Source organism: Nocardioides psychrotolerans (genome assembly GCF_943371775.1).
Taxonomy (GTDB): Bacteria; Actinomycetota; Actinomycetes; order Propionibacteriales; family Nocardioidaceae; genus Nocardioides; species Nocardioides psychrotolerans_A.
This window is the reverse complement of sequence record NZ_CALRWD010000007.1, coordinates 57765-74361: the sequence shown is the minus strand read 5'-3', so window position 1 is coordinate 74361 and position 16597 is coordinate 57765. Positions and strand designations below refer to the sequence as shown.

General features: G+C 72.3%; 15 protein-coding genes. 4 read left to right on the top strand and 11 right to left on the bottom strand.

The window, feature by feature from the left end; all coding sequences use genetic code 11:
- Positions 1-594 (bottom strand): TMEM165/GDT1 family protein, encoded by a 594-nt coding sequence (locus AAG827_RS03875; protein WP_341924493.1) that lies wholly within the window; start codon positions 592-594, stop codon positions 1-3.
- Positions 595-722: 128 nt separating this feature from the next.
- Between AAG827_RS03875 and AAG827_RS03870 the strand changes: the two genes are divergently transcribed.
- The gene (locus tag AAG827_RS03870; protein WP_341924492.1) at positions 723-1649 is read left to right on the top strand and encodes a hypothetical protein; all 927 of its coding nucleotides are present in this window, start codon (positions 723-725) and stop codon (positions 1647-1649) included.
- Here AAG827_RS03870 and AAG827_RS03865 read toward each other — a convergent pair.
- Positions 1642-2493: an ion transporter gene (locus AAG827_RS03865; protein WP_341924491.1), complete on the bottom strand. Its 852-nt coding sequence runs from the start codon at positions 2491-2493 to the stop codon at positions 1642-1644. The genes AAG827_RS03870 and AAG827_RS03865 overlap by 8 nt on opposite strands.
- Positions 2490-3344, bottom strand: coding sequence for a prephenate dehydratase (locus AAG827_RS03860; RefSeq protein ID WP_341924490.1), 855 nt, complete (start codon positions 3342-3344; stop codon positions 2490-2492). Before AAG827_RS03860 ends, AAG827_RS03865 begins: the two co-directional genes overlap by 4 nt.
- 24 nt (positions 3345-3368) lie before the next feature.
- On the opposite strand from AAG827_RS03860, the gene AAG827_RS03855 reads away from it, so the two are divergent.
- The 3 genes from AAG827_RS03855 to AAG827_RS03845 all read left to right on the top strand — a co-directional run bounded on the left by AAG827_RS03855 (position 3369) and on the right by AAG827_RS03845 (position 5876).
- Complete coding sequence (locus AAG827_RS03855; RefSeq protein ID WP_341924489.1) at positions 3369-3767, top strand: DUF4446 family protein; 399 nt, start codon at positions 3369-3371, stop codon at positions 3765-3767.
- A gap of 94 nt (positions 3768-3861) precedes the next feature.
- Positions 3862-4401, top strand: a complete 540-nt coding sequence (locus AAG827_RS03850) for a SigE family RNA polymerase sigma factor (protein ID WP_341924488.1) — start codon at positions 3862-3864, stop codon at positions 4399-4401.
- Complete coding sequence (locus tag AAG827_RS03845; protein ID WP_341924487.1) at positions 4398-5876, top strand: hypothetical protein; 1479 nt, start codon at positions 4398-4400, stop codon at positions 5874-5876. Before AAG827_RS03850 ends, AAG827_RS03845 begins: the two co-directional genes overlap by 4 nt.
- Positions 5877-6582: 706 nt before the next feature.
- Here AAG827_RS03845 and AAG827_RS03840 read toward each other — a convergent pair.
- The 8 genes from AAG827_RS03840 to AAG827_RS03805 all read right to left on the bottom strand — a co-directional run bounded on the left by AAG827_RS03840 (position 6583) and on the right by AAG827_RS03805 (position 16520).
- Positions 6583-7263: a response regulator transcription factor gene (locus AAG827_RS03840; RefSeq protein ID WP_341924486.1), complete on the bottom strand. Its 681-nt coding sequence runs from the start codon at positions 7261-7263 to the stop codon at positions 6583-6585.
- Positions 7260-9758, bottom strand: a complete 2499-nt coding sequence (locus AAG827_RS03835; protein WP_341924485.1) for an ATP-binding protein — start codon at positions 9756-9758, stop codon at positions 7260-7262. The genes AAG827_RS03840 and AAG827_RS03835 overlap by 4 nt, the downstream gene beginning before the upstream one ends.
- 16 nt (positions 9759-9774) lie before the next feature.
- Positions 9775-10392, bottom strand: a complete 618-nt coding sequence (gene kdpC / locus AAG827_RS03830) for a potassium-transporting ATPase subunit KdpC (RefSeq protein ID WP_341924484.1) — start codon at positions 10390-10392, stop codon at positions 9775-9777.
- On the bottom strand, positions 10389-10643 hold the full coding sequence (locus AAG827_RS03825; RefSeq protein ID WP_341924483.1) for a hypothetical protein: 255 nt from the start codon (positions 10641-10643) through the stop codon (positions 10389-10391). Before AAG827_RS03825 ends, kdpC begins: the two co-directional genes overlap by 4 nt.
- Before the next feature lie 20 nt (positions 10644-10663).
- Positions 10664-12706, bottom strand: coding sequence for a potassium-transporting ATPase subunit KdpB (kdpB, locus tag AAG827_RS03820; protein ID WP_341924482.1), 2043 nt, complete (start codon positions 12704-12706; stop codon positions 10664-10666).
- On the bottom strand, positions 12703-14364 hold the full coding sequence (kdpA, locus tag AAG827_RS03815; protein ID WP_341924481.1) for a potassium-transporting ATPase subunit KdpA: 1662 nt from the start codon (positions 14362-14364) through the stop codon (positions 12703-12705). The genes kdpB and kdpA overlap by 4 nt, the downstream gene beginning before the upstream one ends.
- A gap of 192 nt (positions 14365-14556) precedes the next feature.
- A complete protein-coding gene (locus AAG827_RS03810; RefSeq protein ID WP_341924480.1) occupies positions 14557-14949 on the bottom strand; it encodes a nuclear transport factor 2 family protein in 393 nt (130 codons plus the stop codon).
- Positions 14946-16520: a YegS/Rv2252/BmrU family lipid kinase gene (locus AAG827_RS03805; RefSeq protein WP_341924479.1), complete on the bottom strand. Its 1575-nt coding sequence runs from the start codon at positions 16518-16520 to the stop codon at positions 14946-14948. Before AAG827_RS03805 ends, AAG827_RS03810 begins: the two co-directional genes overlap by 4 nt.
- Positions 16521-16597: the final 77 nt, after the last annotated feature.

The following is a 16597-nucleotide window of genomic DNA, read 5'->3' as shown; positions in this document are numbered from 1 at the left end:
TCAGGACACCAGCTCGTAGACGGTGAGCGTGGCGAGCAGCAGGCACACGCCCGCGCCGAGGAAGTGCAGGACGTGGATCGAGATGAAGCGCAGCAGGCTGCGCCCGACGACCACGGCGAGCGCGCTGACGGTGAGCAGTGCGGCGAGCGCGCCGACGAAGACGCTCAGCGGGGCCTCGTACTTCGCGACCAGCGACAGCGTCAGCAGCTGCGACAGGTCGCCCCACTCGGCGGCGAAGAGCACCAGGAACGACGCCAGCACCGCACGCCACCCGGTCACCGCCGCAGCCTTCTCGGCGAACTCGTCGCCGCTCGCCGCCTCCTGGTGGCTGCGCCCCTCACGGAAGAGCACCACCGCACCGACGAGGAACAGCACGATCGCGGCGATCTTGACCACGTCAGCCGGCAGCAGCGACGCGGCGTGACCCAGCGCCACCGCGACGCCGGTCTGCACGGTGAACGCCAGCCCGACGCCGATCCAGACCAGGATCGGGCGGTACTTCGTCGCCAGCACCAGCGTCGCCAGGAAGGTCTTGTCGGGCAGCTCCACGAGGAAGATCGCCCCGAAGGTGAGCGCGACGGCAGCGAGGTCCATGCGGCTCATTGTCGGGGGAGCCCGCCACCCCTCCGTCGAGGGGTACGACGGACGGTCGCCCGCATCAGGTCCGTAACGGTTGCCTGGCAGGCGTCGGCAACGGCGCGGGCGGACCGCACACTCAGGCCGTGCTCACCTCTCGGACCGCTCTCGTCGCTGCGACGGCAGCCGCGCTCCTCGGCCTCGTGCTCGGCGGTTGCTCCGGTGACCGGGTCCCGTCGTGGACGCCCTACGAGACGTCGGCGGCGACCCCGCCGGCCATCGCCGAGCAGTGCCCGGACCTCGATGCCCCGCTGCCCTATCCCGGCGGCGGCGAGCTGCCGGCCGGCCCGGTGGCGGTGCGGCTGTGCAACGGGGCGGGACCCGAGGGCACGGGCGACCAGCTCTTCGACCCGCCGGCCGACCTGCTCGAGACCGGCGTCGACGACCTGGTCGAGATCGTCAACGCCCTCGAGCCGGTCGACATCGGGACCCAGCCCTGCACCTTCGACCTGGGTCCGACCTCGGTCTACTGGTTCCTCTACGACGACGGCCGGGCGCGGGCGGTCAGCCTCCAGCACTTCGGGTGCCACCACACCTTCGTCGCGCCGGACCAGGCCGGTGCCGGGGGTGAGGAGCTGTTCGCCGCCTTCGACGAGCAGCTGCGCGAGCAGCGCGCCGACCGCACGCCGCCGGGCGACGTCCGCGTGCCGTCGTGCGACCTCCTCGACCGTCCGCCGGTCTCGCCGCTCTCCCTCGCCGACGACGCGCCGGGGCTCGCGACCGCGGTGTTCTGCACGGCGCAGGGGCGCGCCGTGCTGACGCCGCGCCAGGTCGAGCGGCTCAGCCACGACCTGCGCCCGCGACGTCGTCCCGAGTGCGACCGGGTGCGGGGCCAGCGCCTGGGCTACACGACGATCTCCGGGCGCACGGCGTGGGGCGACGTCGTCGTGCTGACCGGTCGGTGCTTCGCCTACCCCGCACCGGTGGGGCTGGCCACCGACTTCGCCGACGCACCGTCGTGGGTGCTCTCGCCCGACGTACGCCGGTTGCTGCGGGGACTGCCGCTCAGCTGACCGGGGGAGGAGGCAGCCGGGCCTCGAGCGCGGCGACCTGCGCCTTGAGGTCCTCCAGCGCGGTCAGGATCGCCGCCGACGACTCGTCGATCTCCCCGCCCAGCTCGTCGACCAGCTCGTCGACCATCTCCTCGCGCGACTCGGTCGTCTCCCGGTCGAGCGCCTCGACGGCGACGGCGATGAAGAGGTTGAGCACGATGTAGGTCGCCATGACGATGAAGAGGATGAAGAACGCCCAGGCCCACGGATAGGCGTCGGTCGCCGGGCGCACGACGTTGGCCCAGTCGTCACCCGTCGTGATCTGGAACATCGAGAGCAACGAGGTGCCCAGCGAGCCGAAGTGCTCGGGGTCGACGTCGCCGAAGAGCTGGGTGGCCATCACGGCCCCGATGTAGAGCAGCATCGCGAGCAGCGCGCCGATCGAGGCCATGCCGGGCACGGTGCTCACCAGCGCGCCGACGACCAGCCGCATCGAGCGCACGGTCGAGAGCAGCCGCAGCACCCGGAGCACGCGCAGCACCCGGAAGACCGCGTAGGACCCGCCGCCGGGCACCAGCGAGATCAGCACGACGAGGAAGTCGAAGACGTTCCACGGCCCGCGGAAGAACGACCAGCCGTAGGCGTAGAGCCGCAGCGAGATCTCCACGACGAAGACGCCCACCGTGACCCAGCCGACGGTCGTCGTCGCGTCGCCGTACGACGCCATCCAGCGCGGCGACACCTCGAGCCCGATCACGGCGGAGTTGACCAGGATGACCGCGATGATCGTCCACTGGAAGGCGCCGGTCTCGACCAACCGGCGCACGGCGGCCCGCGAGCCGCTCATGCCTGTCGAGCCCGTCATGCCCGGAAGGAGTCCGCGGGATAGACGCCGAGGACCTTGACGTCGGTCGTGAAGAAGGTGAGCTCCTCGAGCGCCCGCGCCAGACCCGGCTCGGACGGGTGGCCGTCGACCTCGGCGAGGAACTGGGTGGCGGAGAAGTGCCCGCCGACCATGTAGCTCTCCAGCTTGGTCATGTTGACCCCGTTGGTCGCGAAGCCCCCCAGCGCCTTGTAGAGCGCGGCGGGCAGGTTGCGCACGTTGAAGATGAACGATGTGACGACCGGCCCGGCACCGACCGGAGCCTCCACGTAGTCACGCGACAGCACCACGAAGCGGGTCGTGTTGTGGTCCTCGTCCTCGATGTCCTCGGCGAGCACGTCCAGGCCGTAGATCTCCGCGGCCAGCGGCGGCGAGATCGCGGCCTGGGTCGGGTCGGCGGCCTCGGCGACCTCGCGGGCGGCGCCGGCGGTGTCGCCGGAGATCAGCGGCACCAGGCCGTGCTCGCGGATGATCTTGCGGCACTGGCCGAGCGCGTGGACGTGGCTGTGGACCGTCGTGACGTCCTCGAGGCGGGCCCCGGGCACCCCGAGCAGGTGGAAGCGGATCCGCAGGAAGTGCTCGGCGATGATGTGCAGCCCCGAGTCGGGCAGGAAGTGGTGGATGTCGGCGACCCGTCCGGCGATCGAGTTGTCGATCGGGATCATCGCCAGGTCGGCGCTGGGTTCGACTCCGGGGCTGCCCTCGACCGCGGCGAAGACGTCCTCGAACGACGCGCAGGCCAGCGCCTCCCAGTCGGGGTAGTGCTGGCGGCACACCAGGTGGGAGTTGGCGCCGGGCTCGCCCTGGTAGGCGATGCGTCGAGGGGAAGTCACCCGAGTGAGTTTAGGGTCGGAGCCGTGGTCCTCCTCGCCGTTCTCAGCCTCGTGGTCGCGCTCGTCGCGATCGCCCTGTCCGTCCTCACCCTGCGCACCACCGACGCCCGCCGCCGGGCCATGGGCGCCGAGGCGCTCCCGGAGGACGTCCACGGCCTGCGCCAGGAGGTCGCGGCGTTGCGCGCGGAGGCCCGCGGGTCGCTGCGGCACGTCGCGGTGGTCCGCTACGACGCCTTCGGCGACATGGGCGGCCACCTGTCCTGGTCGCTCGCGCTCCTCGACGACAGCGGTGACGGTGTCGTGCTGAGCTCGATCCACGGTCGCTCCGACGCCCGCAGCTATGCCAAGAACATCGCCGGGTGGCGCTGCGAGCAGCCGCTCTCGCCCGAGGAGGACGAGGCGATCGCCAACGCGAAGGCCTAGGACCGGCCAGGACGGACCGGGAGGGAGACAACCTCCCGGCCCCACCGACGTCTCAACAAGCATGACCACAGACGTGACGGTGAGAGGCGGGCCCATGGCCAGACTGCGCTCGGGCGCACCCCGGAGCCAGACCCACACCTTCGGAGCAGGTGAGCTGAGCGAGCTCTACGCCGCCCACCGGCTCTCCATGGTGCGGCTGGCGATGCTGCTCGTCGACGACCTGGCCTCGGCCGAGGACGTCGTGCAGGACGCCTTCGCCGCGATGGCGGCCCGCCGCGGGACCCTCGACGACCGGGGGGCGGCGCTGGCCTACCTGCGCATCTCGGTCGTCAACGGCTCCCGCTCGGCCCTGCGTCGCCGGCGCACGGCGCGGGCCTACGTCCCGCCACACGAGGCGCCACCCGACGGGCCGGAGAGCCACGCGGTCCTCGCCGAGGAGCACCGGGAGGTCTATGAGGCCCTCGAGCACCTGGCCCCGCGCCAGCGCGAGGTCGTGGTGCTCCGCTACTGGTCCCACCTCTCCGAGGCCGAGATCGCCCAGGCGCTCGGCATCTCCCAGGGCTCCGTGAAGTCCACCGCCAGCCGCGCTCTCGACGCCCTCGAGATCATCCTCAGCAAGGAGGGTCAGCGATGAGCACCATCGAGGACCGACTGTCCGCCGCCCTCGAGGCCCGCGCCGACCTGGTGCAGCCCGAGGACCTCCGCCCGGCCCAGGTGCCGGGCCCGCCCGCGAGCGTCACCTGGCTGCGCCACCCCGCGACGTACGTCGCCGCGGCCGCCGCCTGCGCCGCCGTCATCGCCGCGCCGTTCCTGGTCAGCGGTGGTGACGGCGGGACCGAGCGGTCGCCGGCGCCGCCGCCCAGCAGCGTGGTCCCGACCGAGCTGCCGCCCCTGGTCGACGTCGGCGGCGACTGGCCCGCGCCCGACGGTGCGACCCGCGCGGACGTGGACGGCGACGGCATCCCCGACGACGTGAGGGTGCGCCTCGAGCCCGGCGAGCCGCTCATCGGACCGCGCCTGCGCGTCGAGGCGGAGCTGTCCTCGACCGGCGACCTGGTGTGGGCCGTCATCGACAGCGGGGAGGTGAGCGCCAACATCGGCGACGTCGTCCAGCTCGACGAGGACCCCGGCCTCGAGCTCACGGTCTACCGCGACGGGCTGGACTTCGCTGTGCTCGACCTTCTCGACGACCGGCTCGTCGAGCCGACCGCTCCCGAGACTCCGCGGCTGCTCAACGGCGTCGTGGAGGAGCAGGGCACCGGCCGTGGCTTCGAGTCACGGGTGTGGGTCGACCAGGGCGCCCTCTTCTCCTACCTCTCCGACGACTCCTTCACCGGCCCCGAGCCCCTGGAGACCCCGGTGGTCTACCCGGTCTCGGTCACGTCCTGGTCGATCAGCGAGGGGCGCCTGGTCCCGAGCGCGCCCGCTCGCCGGTGCATCGACGTCGTCACGGTCACCGACAGCGGGTTCCTGCCGCCGCTGGCCGACTGCGCCGACTCCGGAGGGGCCTCCGGCACGGGCGTCCCGGAGCTCTTCCCCGAGGAGGAGGGCCTCGTCGGCCTCGGCGGCTCGTTCGAGAGCGAGATCGACGGCCGCGTGGTGACGGTCGCCCTGGAAGGCACCGCGCGCGACGGCACCGGCACGGTCGAGGAGGGGGACGCCGAGCTCGTGGTGACCTTCCCGGGCGGCAGGACCGCGCGCTGGCCGGTGGGCGCCGGGTGGGAGCCGGCCGTGACCACGGCACCGGCGATCTTCCCCGGCGGTGGCGCCGGTTTCCTGGTCCGCCAGGAGGGTGGCGACAACACCACGATGTCGCTGGTGACGGTGCGCGGTGATCGGCTGACCGCCACCCTGACCGAGGGCGAGGTGCCCTTCGGCAACGGCTTCGTGGGCGCGTCCGCGCGGACCTATCGCACGTGGATCGGCCCGGACGGCGTGCTCTGGACGCGGGTCGCGCAGGAGGTCGGCGCGGACGAGCAGACCGTCTACCGCTGGGCCTTGGGCGGCACGGTCTCGATGGGGGCGCCCAGCACGCTCCAGCCCCTGCGCGAGGGGTGCTTCGCGATCGACGCCAGCGACCCGGCGTCGACCCCGCTCGACCGCTGCTGACGCGCCGGACCCGGGTGCAGCTCCGGGGCCCGCTGCCCGCCCGTCGCCGCACCGCGGTGGCGGGCAGCCAGACCCAGTGCCCGCAGCTTGGAGGCGGTCCACAAGTGCAGCGAGGTCATCAGGAAGAGCCCGATGTAGAGCGCGATGGGGTAGAGCCGCTCCGTCGGCATCTGGGCGAAGGCGTGCCAGGGCCACTCGATGATCAGCGGCCCGGACTCCAGGGAGGCCAGCGCGAAGCCGCCGGCCATCGCCAGCGCCCACAGCGCGAGGATGGCTAGACCTGCCATCTCGGTCACGATCGAGGTCGAGCGCAGCGCCAGGCCCGCCGCGAGGACGGCTCCGCCGACGAAGGCCAGGCCGCCGGTCAGCAGCCGCGCCCCGTCGCCGTACTGGTCGAAGGCCGCAGCCGTCCCGTTGAAAAGGATCAGGAGCCCGGCGATCAGGCCGATGAGGGCATGGACCAGGAGCAGCCCGAGGCGGTTGGTCTGCTCCCACTCGGCCGCCGTGAGGGGTCGCCGTCGCCCGGGAGCGCTCGCGGAGCGCGAGGGCGAGGAGTCGCGGCGTGCGCCGATCACGGGCAGGACCTTTCGTCGAGAGAGGGAGCCTGACACCCGCAGGGGGCCACCCACCAGAGGCAAGGAGACATGCTTACATGGCCCGACGCGGCCCAGGATTTGTCCGAAAGGATGACTCGCCGGTGTGACGGTCAGGGCTCGAGCGTGTAGCCCAGTCCGCTGGTGGTCAGCAGGTGCCGTGGCCGGGCCGGGTCGGTCTCCAGCTTGCGACGCAGCTGGGCGGCGTAAACCCGCAGGTAGTGGCTCTCGTGCTCGTAGCCCGGACCCCACACCTCCCGCAGCACCTGCTCGCGCGTGACCAGCCGTCCGACGTTGCGCGCCAGCAGCTCGAGGAAGGCCCACTCCGTGGGCGTCAGGCGTACGTCGGTCCCCTCGCGCGTGACGCGCTTGCGCGCCAGGTCGATGACCAGGTCTCCCACCTCGACGGCCGAGACCGCGGGAGTGGCCGCCTCGCCGCGACGGACCGCCGCGCGCAGCCGGGCCATCAGCTCGTTCATCGCGAAGGGCTTGGTGATGTAGTCGTCGGCGCCCAGGTCGAGCGCCTCGATCTTGTCCTCACCGTGCTGGCGCGCCGACAGCACCACGATCGGCACGGGGCTCCAGCCGCGCAGGCCGGCGATCACCTCGGTGCCGTCCATGTCGGGCAGCCCCAGGTCCAGCACCACGACGTCGGGGTGCGTGGTCGCCGCGGCGTCCAGGGCGCTGCGCCCGTCGGCGGCCGTGACGACCTCCCAGCCGTGCGCGCGCAGGTTGATGGCGAGCGCGCGCGCGAGCGCCGGCTCGTCGTCGACGACCAGGACCTTGTGCGTCACGCGCCCTCCTCGAGCGCCCGCGGTACCGAGAGCACCATGGTGAGGCCACCGCCGGGGGTGTCCTCGGCACTCAGCGTGCCACCCACGGCCTCGGTGAGGCCGCGCGCGACCGCCAGGCCGAGGCCCAGGCCGCCGGGGGAGCCGTCGTCGAGGCGCTGGAACGGCTCGAACATCCGCTCGCGCAGGGCCGGCGGGACTCCCGGGCCGCGGTCGACCACCATCACCTCGACCGTGTCCGGCAGGACGTGGGCCAGCACCCGCACCGGGGTCCCGCGCGAGACCCGCACGGCGTTGCCGACCAGGTTGGCCACGACCCGCTCGAGCAGCCCGGCGTCGGTGCTGACCAGCGGGACGGTCTCGGCGACGTCGAGCACCACCGCGCCCGGCGGGTGGCCTGAGAGGGCGAGCGGCAGGACCTCGTCGAGCGAGCGGGCCCGCAGCACGGGGTGCAGCAGCCCGCTCTGCACCCGCGACAGGTCGAGCAGGTTGTCGATGAGCCGCTCGAGCTGGTCGGTCGCGTCGTCGACCGCCCCCACGAGCGTCTGCCGGTCCCCGGCGCCGAGGTCTCCCGAGACGAGGCCGTCGACCGCCGTGCGCATGATGGCCAGGGGGGTGCGCAGGTCGTGCGAGACCGCCCGCAGCAGGGCGGTGCTGGTCGCCTCGGCGCTCTCCAGCGCCGCGGCGCGGTCGTCGCGCTCGCGGAGCCGGCGATACTCGAGGACCAGGCTGGTCTGCAGCGCGAAGGCCTCCAGCACCCGCTGGTCGGTGGCACGCAGCGTCTCGCCGCGCAGGCAGATGACGTGGTCGTCGTCGACGCGCACCCGGTTGTCACCCTGGTCGGGCGCGCAGGCGTGGTCCGGTCCGCTGGCGGCCACGACGCCCCAGCCGGCGGGGCCGCGCCGCAGCAGCGACACCGACTCCTGGCCGAAGGTCTCGCGCACCCGGGTCACGATCGCCTCGGCCGTGTCCTGGCCGGTCAGCACGGATCGGGAGAGCGCGCTCATGGTGGCCGCCTCGGTGCGGGCCCGGGTGGCCTCGGCCGCGCGCCGGGAGGCCCGGTCGACCACGCTGGCGACTCCGACCGCGACCGCGACGTAGACGGTCAGCGCGACCACGTCCTTGGTCTGCGCCACGGTCAGCCGGCCCACCGGTGGTGCGTAGTTGTAGTTGAGCGTCATGAAGCTGACCACGGCCGCCATGAGCGCCGGCAGCAGGCCGCCGACCAGTGCCACGACCACGGTGGCCGCCAGCAGCAGCAGCTCCGCCACGGCGAGCTGGTCGGTGTCGTCGATCCGGTCCAGCACCAGGGTGAGGAGGAGGGGCAGCGTGACGGCCAGGAGCCAGCCCACGAGTTGTCGTGCCCGGGACAACGGGGAGAACGCGGACCGGCCGCGCGCGGCCCGCGAGACCTGGTCGTGGGTGACCAGGTGGACGTCGATCGACCCGGCCAGCGACGCGATCCGGTCACCGGTCGAGCCGGTGAAGAGGCGGCGCAGACGCCCGTGGCGGGAGACGCCGACGATGATCATGGTGGCGTTGGCGCCGGAAGCGAAGTCGACCACGGCCGCCGATACGTCCTCGCCCACGACCGAGTGGAAGGTGCCGTCGAGGGACGCGACCAGCTCCTGCGAGCGGGCGATCCGGGTGTCGGCCGACGTGCGCAGCCCGTCGGTGGCGATCACGTGGACGGCGAGCAGGTCGGCGCCGGCGGCCCGCTGCGCCAGCCGGGCGCCGCGACGCAGCAGGGTCTCGCTCTCGGCCCCGCCGGTCACGGCGACGACGATGCGCTCTTTCGCCGGCCAGCTCTCCTGGATCCGGTGCGCCTTGCGGTAGTCGTCGAGGGCGTCGTCGACCCGGTCGGCGAGCCAGAGCAGGGCCAGCTCCCGCAGGGCGGTGAGGTTGCCGACCCGGAAGTACGACGTCAGCGAGGCGTCGATGTTGTCGGCCCTGTAGATGTTGCCGTGCGCCATCCGCCGGCGCAGCGCCTCGGGTGGCATGTCGACGAGCTGGATGGAGTCGGCGGTGCGCACCGCGACGTCGGGCACGGTCTCGCGCTGCCGGACGCCGGTGATGCGCTCGACCTCGTCGTTGAGCGACTCCAGGTGCTGGATGTTGACGGTGGTGATCACCGAGATGCCGGCGGCCCGGATCTGCTCGATGTCCTGCACCCGCTTCTCGTGCGCGCTGCCGGGCACGTTGGTGTGCGCCATCTCGTCGACCAGCACGACGGCCGGGTTGCGCGCGATGATCGCCTCGGTGTCCATCTCGGTGAAGTCCGACCCGCGGTGGTGGACGACCTTGCGCGGGACGACCTCGAGGCCCGCCACCTGGTCCTCGGTGTGCCGGCGGCCGTGCGTCTCGACGTAGCCCACGACCACGTCGGTGCCGCGGTCCACCCGGCGCCGGGCCTCCCCGAGCATGGCGTAGGTCTTGCCGACGCCGGGCGCCGCGCCGAGGTAGACCGTCAGCCGCCCGCGTCGGGGCTCATCCACCATGGCTCGATCGTCCCACTCAGGAGTCCCCGGCCGCCGCCAGCACGGCGATGTTGAGGCCGAGCACGTCGACGTGGGGCTCGCCGAGCACGCCCAGGGTGCGCCCGTCGGTGTGCTCCTCGACCAGGGCACGCACGGTCTCCTCGCTCAGGTCCTGGGCCGCAGCGACGCGCGCGACCTGGATCTCGGCGTACGCCGGCGAGATGTGCGGGTCGAGCCCGGAGCCCGAGGAGGTCACGGCGTCGGGCGGCACGTCGGCCCCGGGGACGCCCTCGCGCTCGGCGACCTCCGCCTTGCGCTCCTCGATGGAGGCGACCAGGTCGGGGTTGAGCGGGCCGAGGTTGGTGCCGTAGGTGGCGAGCATGTCGTAGCCGTCACCGGCGGCCGACGGGCGGTTGAGGAACAGTCCGTCGTCCGTGGAGACCTGGCCGATGAGCGCCGACCCGACGGCCTCCCCCCGGTCGGTCGTGTGTGCCCCGGTCGCCGTGATCAGCGAGCCGTCGGCCCGCCACGGCAGTGCCACCTGGGCGATGCCGGTGACGACCAGCGGGTAGGCCAGGCCCAGCACCACCGTCATGAGCAGCAGCACCCGCAGGCCGGCCAGGCTCGTGCGGAAGAGCGTGTAGAGGTCCTTCATGATGTTCCTTCCGTGGAGTGTCGTCGCTGGTCGAGACCGTGCCCTCGCTGGTCGAGCAGCGAGCGCAGCGAGCGGTCGTCGAGACCCGGCCTTCGGTGGTCGAGCAGCGAGCGGTTGTCGAGACCGTCCCTTCGTTGGTCGAGCAGCGAGCGCAGCGAGCGGTCGTCGAGACCCGGTGAGCCGGCAGTCGGCGCCGGGGACGGCGTCGTACGCCGTGGTCTCGACGGGCGTTCGTCGCTGGCGCTCCTCACTGCTCGACTGACGGGGGCCATCACAGCCCCGGCACCAGCGAGACGACGAGGTCGAGCAGCTTGATGCCGACGAACGGGGCGACCAGGCCGCCGAGCCCGTAGATCAGCAGGTTGCGGCGCAGCAGGTCCGTCGCGGACGACGGCTGGTAGGAGACGCCGCGCAGCGCGAGCGGGATCAGCGCGACGATGACCAACGCGTTGAAGACGACCGCCGAGACGATCGCCGACTCGGGGCTGCTCAGCTGCATCACGTTGAGCACGTCGAGCTGCGGGAAGGCGACGACGAACATCGCCGGCAGGATGGCGAAGTACTTCGCCACGTCGTTGGCGACGGAGAACGTCGTGAGCGCGCCGCGGGTGATGAGCAGCTGCTTGCCGATCTCGACGATCTCGATCAGCTTGGTGGGGTCGGAGTCGAGGTCGACCATGTTGCCGGCCTCCTTGGCCGCGGTCGTCCCCGTGTTCATCGCGACACCGACGTCGGCCTGGGCCAGCGCGGGCGCGTCGTTGGTGCCGTCGCCGCACATGGCGACCAGGCGACCGCCCTCCTGCTCCTGGCGGATCAGCGCCATCTTGTCCTCGGGCGTCGCCTCGGCGAGGAAGTCGTCGACGCCGGCCTCGGCGGCGATGGCTGCGGCGGTGACCCGGTTGTCACCGGTGATCATCACCGTCCGGATGCCCATCGCCCGCAGCTCGTCGAAGCGCTCGCGCATGCCCTCCTTGACGACGTCCTTGAGGTGGATGACGCCCAGCAGCCGGGCCGGTGCGGCGCCGCGCTGCTCCGCAACCACGAGGGGCGTGCCTCCCGACTCGCTGACGCCCTGGACGAGCGCGTCGAGCTCGGAGGAGGTCTCCCCGCCGGTCCCGGCCACCCAGGCCGCGACCGCCGAGCCGGCGCCCTTGCGGATCGTCCGGTCCGGCAGGTCGAGCCCGCTCATCCGGGTCGTGGCGGAGAACTCCACGAGCGTCCCGCCCTCGGGTCGTCGGTCGACCCCGCCCTCGGGTCGTTGGTCGAGCTTGTCGAGACCCACCAGCGTCGCGATGCTGCGCCCCTCGGGCGTCTCGTCGGCCAGCGAGGACAGCAGGGCCGCCTCGGCCAGCTCGTCTGCGTCCACCCCGGGCAGGGCGAGCAGCTCGGTCGCCTGGCGGTTGCCGTAGGTGATGGTGCCGGTCTTGTCGAGCAGCAGCACGTCGACGTCGCCGGCCGCCTCGACCGCGCGGCCCGACATCGCGAGCACGTTGCGGCGCACGAGCCGGTCCATGCCGGCGATGCCGATGGCGGAGAGGAGCGCGCCGATCGTCGTCGGGATCAGGCAGACCAGGAGTGCGGTGAGGACGATCAGCGACTGGTGGGCGTCGCTGTAGTCGGCGATCGGGTAGAGCGTCGCGCAGACCACCACGAAGACCACGGTCAGCGCCGTCAGCAGCACGTTGAGGGCGATCTCGTTGGGCGTGCGCTGCCGCTCGGAGCCCTCGACCAGGGCGATCATCCGGTCCACGAAGGAGTGGCCGGGCTCGGAGGTGATGCGCACGACGATGCGGTCGGAGAGCACCACGGTGCCGCCCGTGACGGCGCAACGGTCACCGCCGGACTCGCGGATCACAGGCGCGGACTCACCGGTCACGGCCGACTCGTCGACCGAGGCGACCCCCTCGACGACGTCACCGTCGCCAGGGATCCGCTCACCCGCCACGACGACGACGAGGTCGCCGGAGCGCAGCTGGGTGCTGGGGATCTCCTCCTCGCTGCCGTCCGGGCGCAGCCGTCGGGCCAGCGACTCCTGCTGGAGAGCGCGCAGGCTCGCGGCCTGGGCCTTGCCGCGGCCCTCGGCCACCGACTCGGCCAGGGTGCCGAAGAGCACGGTGAGCCACAGCCAGACCGTGACGAGGACGGCGAGGGTGGTGGGGTCGAGGATCGCCATCACGGTCGTGGCGGCCGCGCCCACCTCGACGACCAGCAGGACCGGCGTGGTCAGCAGGGCACGGGGATCCAGCTTGCGCAGGGCCCCGGGCAGGGCTTCGAGGATCGACGTCCTCCGGTGGTCGAGCTTGTCGAGACTCACAGGGACTCCACGATCGGGCCGAGGGCGAGCACGGGCACGTAGGTCAGACCGACCACGACCAGGGCGACGCCGGAGAGGAGGGCCACGAAGAGCGGCCGGTGGGTGGGCAGGGTGCCGGCGCTGGGCGGCAGGTGCTGCTGCGTCGCGAAGCGGCCGGCGAGGGCCAGCACGAAGATCATCGGCAGGAAGCGTCCGGCGAGCATCAGGAGGCCGAGCAGGGTGTTCCAGAAGGGCGTGCCGGAGGTCAGGCCGCCGAAGCCGGACCCGTTGTTGTTGGCGGCCGAGGTGACGGCGTACACCGCCTCGGAGAGGCCGTGCGGCCCGGACTCCTGGAGCCCGGCCAGCCCGTCGCTGGCGGTGAGCGCGATAGCGGCGCCGCCGAGGACCAGGATCGGGGTGGCGAGCACGTAGAGCGCGACCAGCACGATCTCGTGCTGCCCGATCTTCTTGCCGAGGTACTCCGGCGTGCGCCCGACCATCAGCCCGCAGAGGAACACGGTGACGATCGCCAGCATCAACATGCCGTAGAGGCCCGAGCCGGTGCCGCCGGGGGCGATCTCGCCGAGCATCATGTTGAACATCGCGACACCGCCGCCGGGGCCGGTGAAGGAGTCGTGCATCGAGTTGACGGCACCGGTCGACGTCCCGGTCGTGGCGGCGCCGAAGAGGGCCGAGGCGGCGGGTCCGAAGCGGACCTCCTTGCCCTCCAGGGCACCGCCGGCGGCGGCCGGGGCCAGGCCCGGGCCGGCCATCTCGGCCCAGGTGAGCAGGCCGACGGAGACGGTGAGCAGCAGGGCCATGACGCTGAGGACCGCGATGCCCTGACGCCTGTCGCGCACGATCAGGCCGAAGGCCCACGCCATCGCGAACGGGATCACCAGCAGCAGGAAGATCTCGAGCAGGTTGGAGAGCGCGGTGGGGTTCTCGAAGGGGTGGGCGGAGTTGACGTTGTAGAAGCCGCCGCCGTTGGTGCCGAGCACCTTGATCGCCTCCTGGCTGGCCACGGGCCCGCCGGTCATCTGCTGGGTGCCCCCGGACAGGGTGGTGACGGGCGAGGTGCCCGCGAGGTTCTGGATCGCGCCGAGCGCGATCAGCAGGAGGGCGGAGACGAAGGCGCCGGGCAGGAGGACGCGCAGCACGCCGCGGACCAGGTCGGCCCAGAAGTTGCCGACCCGACCGTCGCGCTTCGTCGAGGCCAGCCCACGGGCGAAGGCGGCAGCCGCCGCCATGCCGACCGCGGCGGAGACGAAGTTCTGCACCGTCAGGCCGGACATCTGCATGAGGTGGCCGATGGTGACCTCGCCGGAGTACCACTGCCAGTTGGTGTTGGTCACGAAGCTCACCGCGGTGTTCCACGCACCGTCGGCCGGCAGGGCCGGGAAGCCCAGCGACAGCGGCAGGTGCTGCTGGAGCCGGCCGAGGCCGAAGAGCGCCAGGATGCTGACCAGCGAGAAGCCCAGCACCGAGAGCGTGTAGGTGCGCCAGTGCTGGTCGGCGTCGGGGTCGACGCGCAGGCCCCGGTAGAGCACCTGCTCCACCCGGAGGTGGCGGGGCGAGGTGTAGAGGTGCGCCAGGTAGCGCCCCAGGAACGGGACGGCCAGCGCGAGGGCGGCGACGAGGACGAGGACCTGCCCGATCGCGGGCAGCACCTCGCTCATCGCTCGCCCCGCCGGTCGAGCAGGCGGTCGAGCAGGCCGACGAGGAGGGCGGCGAGGGCGAAGAACGCCAGGGTCAGGAGGACGTAGATGACATCGGGCACGAGTCAGTCGTATGCCCGCACCGACCCGTCGTCGTACGGCGTTGACGGTTCCTTGACGGTGACCGTGCGCTCCCTGACGGAACTCGTCGGCTCAGTGGCCCCTGGTCAGCTCCGCCCCCATCGCGGCGACGAGCGCCTGCAGACCCTTCATCGGCCGCACCATCGCGGTGAACGACGTCAGTCGACCGTCGGGTCCCCAGCGGAGCATGTCGACGCCGTGCACGCTCATGCCGTCGACGACCGAGGTGAACTCCAGCACCGCGCTGTCGTCGGAGCACCACTCGTCGACGTAGGTCAGCTCCGGCCCGAGCACGACCATGGCGGCGCTGAGGTAGGCCGTGGTGATCGCCTTTCCCTCCTGCGGGGTGTGCACCGCGGGGGAGCGGAAGACGACGTCGTCTGCCAGCAGGGCGTCGAGCCCGGCCGGGTCACGCGACTCAGCCACGGCGTGCCACGCGGCGACCGGTGCGGGGCGGCTGCTCATCGCGGCACCCGGACCAGCAGCCGCCCGTGGACGCACTCCATGTGCAGCTCGCGACCGGAGCCGATGGAGTCGCCGTCGAGCTGGCGGGGGGTGTCGGTGGCGGCCTTGATGCTGACCCGCTGGCCGGTCATGCGGTTGATCGTGTCGTCGGTGCGCGAGCCCTTGGCGAGCACCCGGAAGGCCAGCGGGATCCAGGAGAAGAACGTGCGGGGGTGCAGGATCACGACGTCGATCTGGCCGTCGTCGATGGTGGCGTCGGGCAGCAGCGGCATGCCGGCCTGGAGGAAGCCCACGTTGCCGACCACGACCGTGCGTGCGCGGTGGCGGGTGTAGTCGCCGCCGTCGATCGAGATGTCCACCCGGACCGCGGGGAACATCAGGGACTTGAGCCCGGAGATCACGTAGGCGATCCAGCCGACCTTCTTCTTCAGGTCCTCGTTGACGCCCTCCATCAGGGCGGCGTCGAAGCCCATGCCGGCCATGACCATGAAGTGGCTGTCCTCGATGCCGTCCCCGCTCACCGAGACCATGTCGATCGCCCGGTCCTGACCGGTCAGCGCCACGTCGATCGCGGCGCGCACGTAGAGCGGGATGTCGAGGTTGCGGGCGAGCAGGTTGCCGGTGCCGGCGGGCACGATCCCGACCGGGATGCCGGTGCCGGCGAGCTCCGCGCAGACCTCGCGCACGGTGCCGTCGCCGCCGCAGACGATGACCAGGCCGGCGCCCTCGACCGAGGCACGCTCGGCCTGGCCGGTGCCGGGGTCCTCGACGGTCGTCAGGTGCCAGGTCGGGTCCTGCCACCCGGCCTCGCGGGCCATCGAGGTGACGATCGACTGGAACTGTCCGACGTCCTCGACCTTGATCGGGTTGAGCACGACGGCGAGCTTGCGTCCCGGCGGCAGGACCTCCGCGAGCGGCTCGATCTTCTCGGCGTGGCTGCGCGGCAGCGGGCTGTAGAGCGCCAGGCCGAGCAGCACGAAGCCGGCCCCGAGGAGCACCCCGCCGATCACGTCGGACGGGAAGTGTCGCCCGAGCAGCACCCGGTCGAGGCAGACGAGGATCACCACCAGGCCGACGGTGAGGTCGGCGAAGCGGCGGATGCCGGCCCGGCGCACGAGCATCGAGACCAGCACCAGCACGATGCCGCCGAGCGCGGCGACCGACGAGGCGTGGCCCGACGGGAAAGCATTGTTGCTCAGCAGCCACTCGGGCTCCTGCCAGTCGGGGCGGTCACGACCGACCCCGAGCTTGATCAGCGTCGTCGACGCCGAGGTCAGGGCCATGACGCCGGCGGCGAAGAACGCGGCCCGGCGGTAGCCCTTGACGAACATCGCGACCGCCAGGACCGCGGTGTACGCCGTCATGGCGACCGTCCCGAAGCCCACCTCGACTCCGCGGAGGAACGAGCGCAGCCCCTGGTCGTCGACGGCCCAGCGGCGCACGGTGTCGCCGCGGTCGTCGAAGGACACGAGGGGGGACCAGTCCTGGACCACGGCGAGCGCCAGCAGCCCGACCAGGCCGAAGCACAGGGCGGACCAGGTCAGGAGGTGGACGCGGGAACGGTCGAGCACGGCGCCCAGTATGAGCGACGCGATCACGCACGCACGAACTGGGATGAGCGCGCGGATCGTGCCCGGATAGCCTGGGC